Source organism: Thermanaerovibrio velox DSM 12556 (genome assembly GCF_000237825.1).
GTDB classification, from domain to species: Bacteria; Synergistota; Synergistia; order Synergistales; family Synergistaceae; genus Thermanaerovibrio; species Thermanaerovibrio velox.
Map to the genome: position 1 here is coordinate 1,763,112 of NZ_CM001377.1, position 15,006 is coordinate 1,778,117.

Sequence of the window (15,006 nt, forward strand, 5' to 3'; positions counted from 1 at the left end):
CAATCAACTTAATTAGATATGGTATCCTTAATTCTACGGACCGCCTTGGGGAAAGTCAATAAAGAGCAAACAAGTGGGGCCTCGGTCATACCCGCTGACCCTACCGCCCCCCCGGACTGCACCTGGGACGGGCGGGTTCTGAGGACCCGGGGCCCCGGTTGGGACTAGCCTTCCCTCCTCACCCTCACCATGGCCTCGGATAGCCTGGTGTTCCACCTAGGGGTTATATTGGGACCTATAAGGCGGTTGACCCCCTCCTGGCCGGAAAAGACCATGCACACCCCATTGGCAAGCCCATCCAGCGATGAGAAGCGGACCCGTGCCCGACCGAAGGGGGACTCGAGCCAACCCTCGTCCCCCTGGGCAATGCCGAGGGCCCTCAACTCACCGGGAGAAAGGCAGGCCCAAGGGCCATCCCCGCCTCCAGCCCACTCCGAAAGGGCCCAACCGTTCACCCCGTCGTGCCGGTGGGGGGTTATCAACTCAAAGAGGTCAATCCCCTTGGGAACACCCAGCTCCCAAAACCTTAAGGTCAGATCCTTCCCACCGGGAAACCTGAAAACCCCCTGATGACGCCGGGGATGCGGGAAGCGCCAAATCCCCTCCGCCACCTCCACAAGGCCGGGGGCGGACAGGACCGACCTCACCACCCGCTCCGCGGCGGAAACCACCGCGGGCCTCTCCCCCAGAAGAACCAAGAGCCGATCCAAGACCTCCCCCTCGTAGGGCACCGGCCCTCCCGAAACTTCCCAGAGGGGGTTCACCAACTGGATCAGATCGTGCCAGTAGCTGAAGACCACTCCCTTCGGCTGCTCCGGGAAGGGGGCCACCGGTATCACCAGGGAACAGCGCCTGGCGGTGGCGGAAAGCCTCCAGTCAAGGCAGACGCTGAACAGTCCTTCCCCCTTGAGGACCTCCTCCAACGTCCCCGCATCCTGGGACTGGGTCACCGGGTTGCACCGGGAGAACACCGCCACCTCCACCGGGGGCTCCTTCGCGTCCCCTATGAACCGACCCACCGAAGGCCTGGGGGCCCACCTGCCGAAGCAGTCCCCCACAAGGTCCGATGGCACCGGGGCCTCGTCGTCGGCGCTGAACACCATGCCACCCCCGGGCACGTCCTGGCTTCCCAACAGGAAAACCATGGCGTCCAACCCCCGCATCAAAAGGTCCCCGCCAACCCGCCGCTGAACCGCCCATCCAGCCCAGACGCTCAAGGGACCATCCCCCAAGAGGAACCGCACCATATCCTCCAGCGCCTCCTCCGACAAGCCCGAGACGCCCAGAACCTGGTCCCTCGAAACACCCCGGACCAGGGAGGCGAACTCCTCAAAGCCCTCGGATCCCTCCACCGAACAGACCCCGCTCTCCATGATCCTTCCGCAAAGGTAAAGAACCAACGGAAGGTCTGCCCCGGGGCGCACCGTCCACTTCACATCCGCCATGCCATCGGTCCTGGTGGGCCTCACGTCCACATACCCAACCCTCACCCCCAAGGACCTGGCCTTTGCCAATAGGGGCACGAAGTGGACGTTGGTCTCCGCCACGTTCCGACCCCACAAGATCACACGCCTGCTCCGCAGCACCTCCTCCGGCGGCACATGGCGCCTCACCCGGTAGGATTCCGCAAGCCCGGCTCCCCCCTCACCGCCGCACAAGGACCCCTTAAGACCGGTGAACCCCCCGAGGGCCCGGGAGAACAGGTCAAAGGCCCGGTTGTCAAGCCTCAGGTTGCCGGAACCGGTGGCCCAAAGAACCCGCCTCGGGTCCTTCCTCACCGCCTCGGAAAGCTTTGACGCAAACACCGACAGCCCCCTGTCCCAGGATACCTCCCTAAGCACACCCCCATCCCTCAAAAGGGGCTTAGTCAGCCTCCCCTCCCGCTTCCCAACCTGGCTCAAGAAACCCCTGAGCTTGTGACACACGAACCCGCCGGTGTAGGGATGATCCACCCGGCCCCGAACCTCCCCGCTAGCAGGGTCGAACGCAAAACCGCAGGCGTCCGGACAGTCGAACGCGCAGGCGGACAAGACACACTTAGGCTCCAAATCCCCCACCCCCATCAAAAACCCAAATAGCCCAGGCTGAGCCGCCATGGGTCTACAAGATCAGTCTTGCACGGCGTAAAGTCCCGGCGTGGACATGAAACCATATTAGCATATAGAATTCCGAAGGGTCTTGAGTTTTCCATCCCCCGCGGGGCATCGTCCTAAGCCCCTAAAAACCTACGAGAGGATGATGGGATTGAACAGCTCGGAAGGACGCCGAAACGGGGCGGTCATGCTGTACCTTCTGCTTCTTGCCGCCTACTTCATGTCCAACTTCTTCAGGATATCCCCGGCGGTGCTCCTCCCAAGGCTCGCCAGGGAGATGGGGATGACCGCCGCAGTCACGGGCTTCATATCAAGCCTCTTCTTCTACGCCTACGGGGGGGTACAACCCCTGTGCGGGGCCCTGAACGACCGGTACGGCCCCATGAGGACCGGGGCCCTAGGGATGGCCCTGTGCGCATTGGGCACCTTCATGTTCTCCTTCGCGGACAGCCCCGCCTCCCTTGGCATCGCCAGGCTCCTCACCGGTCTGGGGCTCGGACCCATCTTCTCCGGCGTCCTGGTTCACCAGGCCCATGGGTTCCCCAAGGAACGCTACGCCGCACTGACCGGCATAACCATAGCGGTGGGCAACCTGGGGGCGGTGATATCCGTAGCACCCCTGGGGATGAGCCTGGACAAGCTGGGACGTTTCAACACCTTCATCATCCTTGGCACCATCAGCCTCGCGGTGGCCGCCGCCATGTGGCTCTGCCGCTCCAGAGACCTGGTGGTAGGACAAAGCCCCAGGGGGACGTCCATGCTCAAAGGGCTCAAGGATGGGATGGCCCTGCTGCTAAAAGGCCACAGGGGCATAAAAGCCGCCACCCTGATGTGGGCATCCACGGTGGGGTTGCAGATATCCCTCCAGGGGCTGTGGGCGGTGGCGTGGTTCGAGGAGGCCTATCGCTGCGGAACGGGCCCCGCCAGGAACTGGGCCACCCTGATAGGGGTGGGCATGATGGCGGGCACGCTCCTCGGCGGACGGCTTGCCTCCCTTGCAAGGGGGCGTACCTGGGTTCTAGCCTCCTTCGGAGGCGCCATCGCCGCCTCCTGGGCCCTCTTCCTGGCGGTGATGCACCTCAAGGCCCCGCTCCCACTGGCGGGGGCCGCAGGAGCCCTAATAGGCGTCACCTCCGGCGTGGGGGTCGTGGCGGCCAACTCCGCCATAAACGACCTGGTTGACAGGGACCGCATAGGGGCCCTCATCGGAGCCGCCAACATGACGGTCTTCGCCTTCGTCATCCTCTCCCAGTGGGGCTCCGGGGTGCTCATAGAGGCCTTCGGAGGACAGTCATCCCTGGGGTTCCTCAAGACCTACGGGGCACTAACAACGCTCCTAACCCTATGCATGCTGCCGATCCTGACGGTGAAATCCTTCCGGCGCTGAGATCCCCAGGCAGCCACCTACCGGAAAGGCCCGCTCGAAAAGGGGAGGGGGACACCCCTCCCCTTCAACTTCAACGGGCCCGGCTATAGGGATCTAAAACACCACGCCCCTCAACCCTCAAAGGCCACAACCCGGTTCCTGCCCTCCCCCTTGGCCCGGTACAGGGCCTGGTCCGCATCGTCGTTGAGCCGGTCCAGGGACATCCCCTCCCGGAACTGGGCCACCCCAAAGCTTGCGGTGACCGGTATCAGCTCCCCCTGGTACTCCACGGGGGCAAGCTCTATCCCCCGCCTCACCCGCTCGCAAAGCCTCAGGGCCCCATCAATGGACGCCCCAGGCAGGACCATGAGGAACTCCTCCCCACCGTACCGCCCCAGGATGTCGTAGGGCCTTATGAGACCCTTCACCCGGCAGGACAGCTGACGAAGCACCTCATCCCCCGCCAGATGACCGTACCGGTCGTTTACGGCCTTGAAGCGGTCTATGTCCATCATGGCCACCGATAGATTCGCCCCCTCCCGAAGGGCCCTGCTAATCTCCCGCTCCTCCATCTCCAGCAAGGCCGCGCGGTTGTAGAGCCCGGTGAGGGGATCATGCCGGGCGAGGAACCGGAGCTTCCGCTGCACCTCCATCACCCTGGTGCCGGACAAAACCCTCAACGTCAGGTCGTCCGGGTCAAAGGGCTTCACCACGTAGTCGTCCGCCCCGGACGCCATGGCCCTCACCAGGTCCTCCTTGGTGTCCCTGACGGTTATCATGATCACATACGTATACCTCTCGCTGTCCGCCTCGGCCTCCCGGAGGCGGCGAATCACCTCCACCCCATCCATACGGGGCATCATGCAGTCCACCAGGGCCACGTCCACGGCGCCGGAGAGCAGGACCTTCAAGGCCTCCTCACCGTCGGAGACGGGAAAAACCCTTATCCCCCTGGGAGCGAATATCCGCTCAAGTCCCTCCCGGGAGGAACGGCTGTCGTCCGCCACCAGCATCCTCATACCCTCCGGGAACTCCACGTCCCGGAACCTCACGGACACCCCCATGGGAACCCTGAAATGGCTCATCCCAGATCCCTTCCACTGGCCGAAGGAAAGCGCCGCCCCCTTGAACTCGTGAACGGTCTTGAGGAACAGATCCTCATCCCCCTGCCGGAAGGACTCCAAGAGAACCCCCTCAAGACGGGCCATGTCGGACCTGAAGGTCTCCAAAAGGTCCGACCTAAGATCCGCCTGAGGGGGCACCCCCTGCCTAAGAGCCCAGGCGAGCTCCCCCAGGTCCAAGGGCTTCCGTAGGACCATCAGAAGCCCCTCCCTTATAAAGCGGTCCTCCTCTTCCTGCCCAACCCCGGCGGTGAGCCCCACTATCTTTGCGGAACTGACCTCCCTAAGACGCCTCAACAGGGTGAGCCCGTCAAAGGCCGGCAGGTTAAGGTCCATGAGTATGAAGTCGAACTCCTCCCCGGCGGCGATCTGAATGGCCTCCTCCGGGGATGCCACCCCCATTGCCTCAACCCCACACTCCCGCAAAACCCCACAGGCGGCGGCAAGGGAGGTGTTGTTGTCGTCCACCACCAGACCCTTAAGACCCTCCAGGGGACATCCGGTACCCACAGCGCCGCTCAAGGGGAGCTCCACCGTGAACGCCGTTCCATGTCCCCTCCTGGACCGGACGTTTATGTCCCCCCCCATACGGTTCACAAGCCCCTTCGAGAGGCAAAGTCCAAGCCCGATGCCGGAGGAACTGCCCGCAAATGGCACGAACAGCTGCTCCAGCTGCTCCTGGTCCATCCCCTCCCCACTGTCCTCCACCGCAAAGTACAGCTTGCCATCCGATGCCCATCCGGAGAGGGATATGTGCCCCCGCCGGGTGAACTTGAGGGAGTTTGATAGCAGGTTGACCAACACCTGCCTTATCCTCCTGGGATCCCCCATAACCCTGTCCGGAAGGCGATCGTGGAAGAACCGGAACTCCAACCCCTTGTCCTTGGCCCTAAGACCAAAGGAGGCCCCCAGGGACTCCATAAGCTCCACCGGAGAATAGGGGACGTTCAGGACGTCAAGCCTTCCAGCCTCGAGCTTCGAGTAGTCCAGGAGGTCGTCCAGCAGGCTGTTGAGGGTCTCGCACTCGCTCAAGAGCACCTCCAGCCTGTCCCGGTAACCAACGGGCAGGGCCTCCTCCCACATGCCCCGGAGAAGCCCTATTATCCCCCCTAAGGGGTTTCGGATCTCGTGCCCTATGTGGGCCAGGAAGGCATCCTTAAGCCGGTTCGCCTCCTCCAGGGCCCGCTTGGTCTCCTCCAGCCGCTGCACGTTGTCCTCCAGACGCCGGTTTAGGGACCGCACCTCCTCAAGCCTCATGGTGTTCTGAATGGATACGGCGGCGTAGGACATCAAGGCCCTGAAGAACGCCACCCCTATCTCCGGCACCTCCTCAGGGGTCTCCTCCAGGGACGCCAAGAAGACCCCCATTATCCTGGAGGGGGTACTGAGGGCCGCCACCAGGAAGTTGCCCTGGGGGAGGGACAGGAACATGGGATGCGGATGAGTCAGGGCCCACGCAAGGGTGCCGTCGGAGCTCAAGGCCTCCAGCACCCCTTGGAAGTCCAGATCCCCCTCATCCCCGGCGGCCCTGTAAAGCTCAAGCCCATCATCGGAGAAGAGCCGGCAGCTCCAGCGGCTGATCTTTATCAGGGATCTCGCCCTGTCAGCGGCCCGCACTATTATCCTCTCAACCCCGTCCTCGTCCCCTACCGATGCGGGGACCAACCCCACCGCCACCGCCAGTATGCGGTTTACCCGCTCCCGCTCCTCCTCGAGAAGCCGAAACCGCCTCTCCAGCTCCAACATCCTAGTAGAGGTGTTCATCGAACCCACCAAACCCCCTAAATAAGGAAGATCCTTCGTATCTCCGCGATCTGCCGGGCCGCCTGGGACACCACCACGGGCAGCCCCTCGGGCGGAAGCTCCAACATCCTTGGAACCGCCGGATCCACTGGAGGGGTAAGGCTCGATCCGGAGCTCCCCCAGCGCATGGCAAGGGCCACCGCGTCCGCAAGGTGAACCACCGACGCCTCCCTAGGCATGTCACATCCCATGGGGTCGTGATGCCCCCCCACGAGAACCCTTATGAAGTCCGGTATGTTCCACTCCTTCAGAAGCCGCTCCCCAAGGCGCCCGTGGTCAAAGCCCAGGTGCCTCCCCTCAAGCACGTAGGTGGGGACCCCCTCGAAAAGGGCCCCCTCCATCAGGGACTTCATCACCCAGGGGACCTTGGAGAAAAGGACCAGCCGGCCTATGTCGTGGAGCAGCCCGGACAGGAAGAACTGCTCCTCGTTCGGCATCTTAAGGGTGAAGGCTATCACCCTGGCGGTGACAGCACAGGCCACCGAGTGTTCCCAGAAGGCCCCCACATCCATCCTGGAGGAGGGAACCCCCCGGAAAGCCCCCATGGCACTCACCGCCATCGCAAGGGCGGTGAGCTGGTTGGTACCAACTATCGCCACCGCCCTCTGAATGGAATCTATCCGCTTTGGAAAGCCGTAGTAGGAGCTGTTAACCAGCCGCAGCAGCCGAACCGTCAGCGCCGGGTCCTTGCTCACCACCTCCGCTATCTTCGCCGCGGAGCTCACTGGGGAGTCTATGACCTCCCGGAGCTTGAAGTATATGGCGGGGAACGAGGAGAGCCTCACCTGCTGCCTCACCAGGTGCAGCATGGCGGGCAGCCCAACCCCCAGCTCCCCCAGGTTCAGCTTGGGCTGCTCCTTGGGAGGAGAGGGGATCCAACCGGGCGGGAGAGCCCCCTCCTCCAAAAGCCTCCGGGCCGCGTTCTCCACCGCCAGGTGAAAGAGCTCCTCCTCCAGGGGGTGCGACGGCTTAAACCACCGCATCACCACATCCCGGGCGGCGGAGAGGGCCTCCTCACGGCTTTGAGCCTCCTCCCGGATCGACTGGTCCTCCTCCCCCTCCACGTCCGCCCAGGGTATCCCCCATACCCTGAACATCTTAATGTGGCCCTCTTTTATCTCCACCCCCGCCCCCAGCATGACCCTGCCGTCCGGGGCTTTAAGGGGGGACGCCAGTACCATTCCGGGCCTTAGGTTCTCCAGGGAGACCAGCCCCACCGCCTATACCCCCAGATGCTCCGCAAGGTCCAGCCTGGTCCAGCCGGTGAGATGCGGCACCTTAAGCCAAAGCCGCCGGTTCTTGGGAGACCCCACCACCTGATAAACGGTGTAGTCGGAGGTGGCCCCCAGATCCTCGATCCGGGTGTCCAGGATCTCCCTCATCACGTCCTCGTCTATACCGCCCTTCAGGTTGTCCGCCAGGTTTATAAGGTTGTTCCTCCTGGTCACGCTGTACCAGCTGCGTTCATCCCGAGGCTCCGGCAGACCCCAGTTGGGGTTGGTGAAGTGGTTGGTGGCCACCAGGAGACCGGGCCTGACCACGGGGGAGGACTTCACGTCGAAAACCGGCCACTCGTAGCAGCGGGCCAGATCCTCGTCACATACGGTCACCACCGACGCGAACGCCGCCCGGACCGACAGGAAGTGAGCCTCCATCTCCTCTAGGCTTGAGGAGTCCAGCAGGAAAGAGAGGAGAGAAAGGGTGTTCGGTATCCTGTTCTGGTACCAGAGGTCCCCGCCGGAGGGCATGCCGTTGTTGAGCTCCAGGAACAACCCAGCCCCGTTGAGGGCGGTGGTAACGTAAAAGGTGCCTATGTACCCCACGATGCATACCGGCACCGAACCGTCCGCCGGCCTAAGACAAAGGGCGTTTATGAACCTTCCATAATCCTTGAACCTAGGCAGGTAGTCGTAGTTGCGCCCCACCACCAAGGGACCGCCGCCGGTGTACTCCCCCCAGGCGGCCACGCAGGAACAGTGCCCAACCAGGGACTCCACCGCCGCCACCTCCAGGGCCCCGAGGGCCAGGTGACGCCACAGCTCCATCCCGGATCCCTCCGCCATGCCGCGGACGAACTCCTTAAACCGGTGGGGATAGCAGCGGAAGAAACCCCCTCCAAGGGCCTTAAGATCCTCCTGGGACCTGCCAAGCTGCCCCATAAGATGCTCCTCCACCCCGAGACGGTAGAAGTCCAAGAGCTCCTGCCTCATCGACTCCCCATAGGCCCTGCCCATGTCCCTCCATGATCCCTCCAGGGATATAACCTTGAAGACCCCCACGTCCTGCCTCCTATAGGTCATCTCACATACCCCCCCATTGGAACCGTCTCAACCGCAACCCCCTCGGGACCCGCGGTCACCCGGTGATAGTGGTAGAACCCGTGGTCGGGATCACTGCTGTAGAGCTTAGCCCCACCACCCCCGGATACGGTAAAAGGAATGCCCCCCCAATGCCCTTGGAAGAAGCCGTGCACGTGGCTTGCGAATATGTGGCTCACCCCGGTGGACTTGAAAACCTCGAGCAGCTCCGCCGCCCCTTTGGGGTCCATGGCGTGCCTGAACCCCTCCCCCCGGGGGTCCTCCAGGGGCTGGTGCATGAACACCAGCTTCACCGGCGCGTCCGAGGACAAGACCCCTTTTATCCGCTCCAGCCTCTCCTTGGGCAGGGGACTTCCGTCCGCGTTGTCAAGGAGGAGGAACAGCACGTCCCCACGCCTGAACCAGATGTCCCGCCGGGAGCCAAAGATGCCCTCAAACCTGGGCCTGCCGCGGTCAACCAGCTCGTGGTTGCCCACCACCACCAGGAACGGCTTTTTAACCCCCCGGAGGTGCCCCAGGGCCTCCTGATACTCCTTATGGGTCCCCCGGTTAGTGAGGTCCCCAAGATGTATCAGGAACTCCCCCTTGTCATCCCTCATCTGAGGCACCAGAAAGCCGAAGCGGCTCCCCGGCCCCCTGGTGTCCCCCACCACCAGGAACGACACGTGAGGTCCCGCCGGGGACGAGGTTATCTCCTCCACCGCCCTGCCGTTCAATCCCCCCCAGGAAGGAGCCCCATGGGCGGGAAGTCCGAAGGAGGTCCAGGAGAGGACCCATACTAGGGTGAGTAAAAGACGATAAAACCCCCTGCGGACACCGGGGGGATAAGATCTAAAGGTCATCGTAGACAGCCCCCTTTATGGAAATGTTTTTTCATTGTACATCCACCCACTAAAAGCTTCCAGGGTATCCTATAATAGTGGATCCGCAAGGAGATTGAAGAAGGAGATGATTCCTTTGAAGATAGACCTGGAGGAGTCCTTCCGGCTAATGTCCCAGCACCGGGTGGAGCTGATGAGCTACGCGGCGCTCCTTAAATCCAGCAACGAGAGGGCCCGCCTCACGGGCCCCATGGACGAGGAGGCCATATGGGAGAACCACATAGTGGACTGCGGGGCCCTGGCCTCCGCCCTCCCAAAGGGGGCAAGGGTCATAGACGTTGGGACCGGCGGCGGGCTCCCCGGCATGGTCTGGGCCCTGTGCAGGCCCGACGTGGGGGTCACCCTGCTGGACAGCGTGGGGAAGAAGTGCGCGCTGGTGGAGGAGATGCGGCAGCTGTTGGGGTTAGGACCCGAAAGGGTCCAGGTGGTGTGCTCCAGGTCCGAGGAGTTCGCCAAGCTGAACCGGGAGGTTTACGACGTGGCCTGTGCAAGGGCCCTGAGCGATGCACCGGTCCTGGCGGAGCTCCTGTCCCCCTTGGTATCGGTTGGGGGGATGGTGTGGGCCATGAAGGGCCCCAAGGGGGCGGAGGAGATATCTGGCCTCGAGGGGCGCTGGAAGGAGCTGGGGCTGTCGGACCCCCAAGGGGTACCCTACGACCTGGGGGACAGGTCCAGGATGCTCATCCTGTGGCGCAAAGAATCGGAGTGCCCCTTAAGGTACCCCCGAAGGCCCGGCATGGCGGAGAAGAGGCCCTGGCACCGTTAGGCCCCCAAACAAGGCACAGGGGCGCAAAATCGGCACGCCAGCCCTGAACACCAGGATCCCGGGGGGGCAGGAGCCCCTCGGGATCCTTTAACTTTAAGCGGTCCCCGCCCTCAGGCTTTCGCGGGGGGCTGCCCTCCAGGGCCCGCCATGAGCTTCTGGGCCTCCATCATGAGCCCCAGGTACGGGTCGTCCACCGCGTTGTGGCTCGGGGAGTGTATGAAGTAACGGGCGAACAGGTCCTGCACTGTGGACCGGGCGGTTATTATGTCTATGAAGCGCTCCGCCAGGTGTATGGGGTTGTCCCCTTCGGTGGCCACCTGGAACCCTATGATCTGACCGGGCTTAAGCCCCTCTCCCCCCATGGCCACGGTGATGCGCCACATGCCGTCCCGGCCCTCCATGAAGGGATCCCTTGAACGAATCGGCACCGCCACCGACTCCGCCGGCATGCCCGCCCGGCGGGCGGCCTCCAGGGTCCACCCCACGGAGCCCCAGTGGAGGTCGAATATCTGGCTGACCCCCCACACGGTCACGGGGGGCAGTCCCGCTGGCATGCCCGCTATGTCCATGGCGGCCACCATGGCCTGCCTCATGGCCAGGGTACCTATGAGGGGGAGCATGGGCCTTCCGGTGGCGGCATCCTGCACCTGCGCCATGTCGCCCACCGCGTAGACCCCCTCGAAGGAGGCCCTCATGGCCTGGTCCACCACCACCCCCCTCTCAACCTTAAGCCCCAGGGACCTGGCAAGGTCCAGCCGGGGCCTCACGCCGGAGGCGAAGACCACGAAGTCCATGGGCACCGAAGACCCATCGGACAGGATAACCTCCCCCTGGCGGACCTCCTTGACGGTCACCCCAAGCCTCACGTCAACCCCGCGCTGGAGGAGCTTGTTCTCCACCACCGCCGCCAGCTCCAGGTCCAGGGCGGCCACCACGTGGTCCAGCACCTCCACCAACGTCACCTGCAGCCCCCGGTCCACAAGGGCCTCCGCCACCTCAAGGCCGATGGCACCGCTGCCCACAACCACCGACCGCTTGGCATCCCCGGCAAGCTTATCTATCTCGATGGCATCCTGGGCACCCCTCAAGACCTTCACGTTGTTCGCCAGGGCATCCCGGTGGTAAAGCCCGTCCCCCACCATCACGGTGGGACCCTTGGACCCCTCGGAGGCCAGGACCCCGGGCACCTGGGGGATCCACGGGGCCGCCCCCTGGGCCAGGATGAGCTTCTCATATCGCACCAAGACATCCCCCGAGCCGGTCCGAACCACCGCCAACCGGGAGGGATGATCCACCGAAACCACCCTGCCCCATATGGTGTCGTCCGCTATCTCCTTCGGGAGCCTTGGACTCTCCCTGAGGTCCACTATGACCCTTTCGGGCCCCCCTGGGATGAGACGCCTTCCGATTCCATAGGGTAGACTGCATATCACCGTGGGGGGCTCGTCCGCCACCATGGCGATGGAGCGGATCCCCATCTTCCTGAGCGCCATGTAGGACACCCTGCCCCCGGGACCTCCGCCGACTATGAGGACCTGAACCGACCTTTCCACGCTCCGCACCCCCTGAAAGTCCCATGGTCTGTACCCCGCCGGCCCCCGCCGGCAAGGGATGTTTGAACAGTTTACTCCAAACTTATATACCCTATACGGGTATATGTCAACGGGTTTGCCCCCCCCGGGCCCCCTTGAAATGCATGGGTTTAGCCTTAAAATTATATAAATCTATCCATAGAAAAGGGGGTAGTTAAGCGATGATGTCGTTAGAGGAGATAGAGGATATCCTGGGCCCCGATGCGGAGGACCTTTTAAGCCACCGATGCACCGGGATCCCCAAGGAGGACATCCACATCCCGGGCCCCGACTTCGTGGACCGGGTGTTCGTCCACTCGGACCGATCCCCCCAGGTCCTGAGATCTCTCCAGCAGCTCCTGGGGCACGGCAGGCTGGGGAACACCGGGTACCTGTCCATACTCCCGGTGGATCAGGGGGTGGAACACTCCGCCGCCGCCTCCTTCGCCCCCAACCCCATCTACATGGACCCGGAGAACATCGTGAAGCTGGCCATGGCGGCGGGCTGCAGCGCCGTGGCGAGCACCCTAGGGGTTCTGGGAATGGTGGCCCGCAAGTACGCCCATAAGATCCCCTTCGTGCTCAAGATAAACCACAACGAGCTGCTCAGCTACCCCAACTTCCACGACCAAACCCTGTTCGCCTCGGTGGAACAGGCCTGGGACATGGGAGCCGTGGCGGTGGGGGCCACGGTGTACTTCGGCTCCCCGGACAGCCGGCGGCAGATACAGGAGGTCTCGAAGGCCTTCCGACGGGCCCATCAGCTCGGCATGGCCACCATACTCTGGTGCTACCTGCGAAACCCCGCGTTCGAGAAGGACAAGGACTACCACGTGTCCGCGGACCTCACGGGACAGGCGGACCACCTGGGGGCCACCATAGAGGCGGACATAGTCAAACAGAAGCTGCCGGAGAACAACGGGGGCTACAGGGCGGTGTCCTTCGGCAAGACCCACCCGAGGGTCTACGAAGACCTGGTACCGAACCACCCCATAGACTACGTGCGCTGGCAGGTGGCCAACGGCTACATGGGACGGGTGGGGCTCATCAACTCCGGCGGCCCCTCCGGCAAGGACGACCTCCGGGAGGCGGTGCGAACCGCGGTGATAAACAAGCGAGGGGGCGGCATGGGGCTGATACTGGGAAGGAAGGCCTTCCAGAAGCCCTTCGAGGAAGGGGTCCGGCTCATCAAGGCGGTGCAGGACGTGTACCTGTGCGACGAGATCGAGCCCGCCTAGGTCTCACATCAGCCCCAGTGGAGGGGTGAAAACCGGCGAGGGGGGCCTTAAAGCCCCCCTCGCCTCCTTGGACCTTAAACGTCGCTGCGCTTGAAGTAGTGGGTGTGGAGCAGGTGATGAGCGGTCTCGCTCATGGGCTTGCCCAGGAACTCCTCGTAGAGCTTGATTATCTCCGGGTTCTCGTGGGACTTCCTGATGGGCTTGCCCGCGTCCTCCCTATAAAGGGCCTCCGCACGCTTGCGGACTATGTCGAAGTTCCCGTGGTGGTACGGCTGGCCGCCTCCACCCACGCAGCCGCCGGGGCAGGCCATTATCTCTATGGCGTGGAACATCTCTCCCCGGCCCTCCTTTATGGCCTGCAGCAGATGCCTGGCGTTCCCAAGGCCGTGGGCTATGCCTATGTGGAGCTTAAGATCCCCCACCTGCACCCAGGCCTCACGGCAGCCCTGCATGCCGCGAAGCTCCGTGAAGTCGATCTTCTCCAGCGGCTTCTTGGTGGCCCACTCCACCGCGGTGCGCACCGCCGCCTCGATGACACCGCCGGTGGTTCCGAAGATGACCCCTGCACCGGTGGACTCCCCGAGGGGCCGGTCGAAGTCCTGATCCTCCAGGGACATGAAGTCTATGTTGCTCCGCTTTATGAGGTGTGCCAGCTCCCGGGTGGATATGGAGATGTCCACGTCGGGGTTCCCGTTCTCGGAGAACTCCGGCCTGGAGGCCTCGTACTTCTTGGCAAGGCAGGGCATGACGGACACCACCACCAGCTTCTCCCGGGGGATACCGAGCTTCTTGGCGAAGAAGTTCTTGGCCACCGCGCCGAACATCTGCTGGGGAGACTTGGCGGAGGAGGGAACGTCCAAGAGCTCGGGGAACTGGTGCTCGAAGAACTTCACCCAGGCGGGGCAGCAGGAGGTGAGGATGGGCATCCTCACGTCCTTGTCACCCGCGAGGAACCGGTTCAGCCTGTCCAGGAACTCCGAGGCCTCCTCCATTATGGTGAGGTCCGCGGCGAAGTCCGTGTCGAACACGTAGTCGAAGCCCATCTGGCGGAGCGCCGCCACCATCTTCCCGGTCACCAAGGTCCCTGGCTCCAGCCCGAACTCCTCGCCCAACGCAGCCCTCACCGCCGGGGCGGTCTGGACCACCACCACCTTGTCCGGGTCCGCCAGGGCCTCTATCACCTGCCAGGAATAGTCCCGCTCCACCAGCGCGCCGGTGGGACACACCGCGGCGCACTGGCCGCAGAAGGTGCAGACCGTGTCCACCAGGGGACGCTCGAAGGCCGGGGCCACCACGGAAGAGAACCCGCGGTTGATCCCCGAGAGGACCCCCACAGTCTGGACGTCGTTGCACATGGTCTCGCACCGGCGGCACATGACGCACTTGTCCATGTCCCTCTCAAGGGCCGGGGAGTGGTCCTTCTTGTACGTGGACTCCTCCCCCTGGAAGCGCACCTCCCGGATGCAGAACCGCTCCGCCAGCTCCTGAAGCTCGCAGTTGCCGCTCTTGGCACAGGTGAGGCACTCCTTCGGATGATCTGAAAGGAGGAGCTCCAGCACGGTCTTCCGGGCGTTCATGACCCGGATGGTGTTGGTCCTCACCTCCATGCCCTCCACCACAGGGGTGGCACAGGCGGGGGCCAGGTTCCGACGGCCCTTCACCTCCACCACGCAAATACGGCAAGAGGCGCTCTTGTTCACCATCCCCACCGCATCGTCCAGCTTGAGGTGGCAAAGGGTGGGTATGTCAATGCCAAGCTGCTTCGCCGCGTCCAGTATCGTGGATCCCTCGGGTACCTTAACGTACTTTCCGTCTATGTTCAGGCTTATCATGGCTATCCTCCCGTGCT

Annotated in this window: 10 protein-coding genes; 3 read left to right on the top strand and 7 right to left on the bottom strand. The window is 63.4% G+C overall.

Annotated features, from left to right (window positions below):
* Positions 1 to 164: 164 nt before the first annotated feature.
* On the bottom strand, positions 165 to 2,048 hold the full coding sequence (locus THEVEDRAFT_RS08480) for a molybdopterin-dependent oxidoreductase (RefSeq protein ID WP_006584317.1): 1,884 nt from the start codon (positions 2,046 to 2,048) through the stop codon (positions 165 to 167).
* 187 nt (positions 2,049 to 2,235) lie between these two features.
* Between THEVEDRAFT_RS08480 and THEVEDRAFT_RS08485 the strand changes: the two genes are divergently transcribed.
* Positions 2,236 to 3,480 (top strand): MFS transporter, encoded by a 1,245-nt coding sequence (locus THEVEDRAFT_RS08485; RefSeq protein ID WP_245522658.1) that lies wholly within the window; start codon positions 2,236 to 2,238, stop codon positions 3,478 to 3,480.
* Between the two features lie 110 nt (positions 3,481 to 3,590).
* Here THEVEDRAFT_RS08485 and THEVEDRAFT_RS09245 read toward each other — a convergent pair whose 3' ends face one another.
* Genes THEVEDRAFT_RS09245 through THEVEDRAFT_RS08505 form a run of 4 tightly spaced genes read right to left on the bottom strand, consistent with a single transcriptional unit; the run spans position 3,591 to position 9,543 of the window.
* The gene (locus tag THEVEDRAFT_RS09245; RefSeq protein ID WP_006584319.1) at positions 3,591 to 6,344 is read right to left on the bottom strand and encodes a diguanylate cyclase; all 2,754 of its coding nucleotides are present in this window, start codon (positions 6,342 to 6,344) and stop codon (positions 3,591 to 3,593) included.
* Between the two features lie 17 nt (positions 6,345 to 6,361).
* Positions 6,362 to 7,600, bottom strand: coding sequence for an HDOD domain-containing protein (locus THEVEDRAFT_RS08495; protein ID WP_006584320.1), 1,239 nt, complete (start codon positions 7,598 to 7,600; stop codon positions 6,362 to 6,364).
* 3 nt (positions 7,601 to 7,603) lie between these two features.
* Positions 7,604 to 8,683: a C45 family autoproteolytic acyltransferase/hydrolase gene (locus THEVEDRAFT_RS08500; protein ID WP_006584321.1), complete on the bottom strand. Its 1,080-nt coding sequence runs from the start codon at positions 8,681 to 8,683 to the stop codon at positions 7,604 to 7,606.
* Positions 8,680 to 9,543: a metallophosphoesterase family protein gene (locus THEVEDRAFT_RS08505; protein WP_006584322.1), complete on the bottom strand. Its 864-nt coding sequence runs from the start codon at positions 9,541 to 9,543 to the stop codon at positions 8,680 to 8,682. The genes THEVEDRAFT_RS08500 and THEVEDRAFT_RS08505 overlap by 4 nt, the downstream gene beginning before the upstream one ends.
* Positions 9,544 to 9,649: 106 nt before the next feature.
* On the opposite strand from THEVEDRAFT_RS08505, the gene rsmG reads away from it, so the two are divergent.
* Entirely contained in the window at positions 9,650 to 10,348 is a 699-nt protein-coding gene (gene rsmG / locus THEVEDRAFT_RS08510; RefSeq protein ID WP_040825947.1) for a 16S rRNA (guanine(527)-N(7))-methyltransferase RsmG, read from the top strand.
* A gap of 110 nt (positions 10,349 to 10,458) precedes the next feature.
* Here rsmG and THEVEDRAFT_RS08515 read toward each other — a convergent pair whose 3' ends face one another.
* The gene (locus tag THEVEDRAFT_RS08515) at positions 10,459 to 11,901 is read right to left on the bottom strand and encodes an NAD(P)/FAD-dependent oxidoreductase (RefSeq protein WP_006584324.1); all 1,443 of its coding nucleotides are present in this window, start codon (positions 11,899 to 11,901) and stop codon (positions 10,459 to 10,461) included.
* Between the two features lie 200 nt (positions 11,902 to 12,101).
* Here THEVEDRAFT_RS08515 and THEVEDRAFT_RS08520 point away from each other — a divergent pair, with 200 nt between their 5' ends.
* On the top strand, positions 12,102 to 13,157 hold the full coding sequence (locus tag THEVEDRAFT_RS08520) for a class I fructose-bisphosphate aldolase (protein WP_006584325.1): 1,056 nt from the start codon (positions 12,102 to 12,104) through the stop codon (positions 13,155 to 13,157).
* A 74-nt stretch (positions 13,158 to 13,231) separates the two neighbouring features.
* Here THEVEDRAFT_RS08520 and THEVEDRAFT_RS08525 read toward each other — a convergent pair whose 3' ends face one another.
* Entirely contained in the window at positions 13,232 to 14,989 is a 1,758-nt protein-coding gene (locus THEVEDRAFT_RS08525) for an NADH-dependent [FeFe] hydrogenase, group A6 (RefSeq protein WP_006584326.1), read from the bottom strand.
* Positions 14,990 to 15,006: the final 17 nt, after the last annotated feature.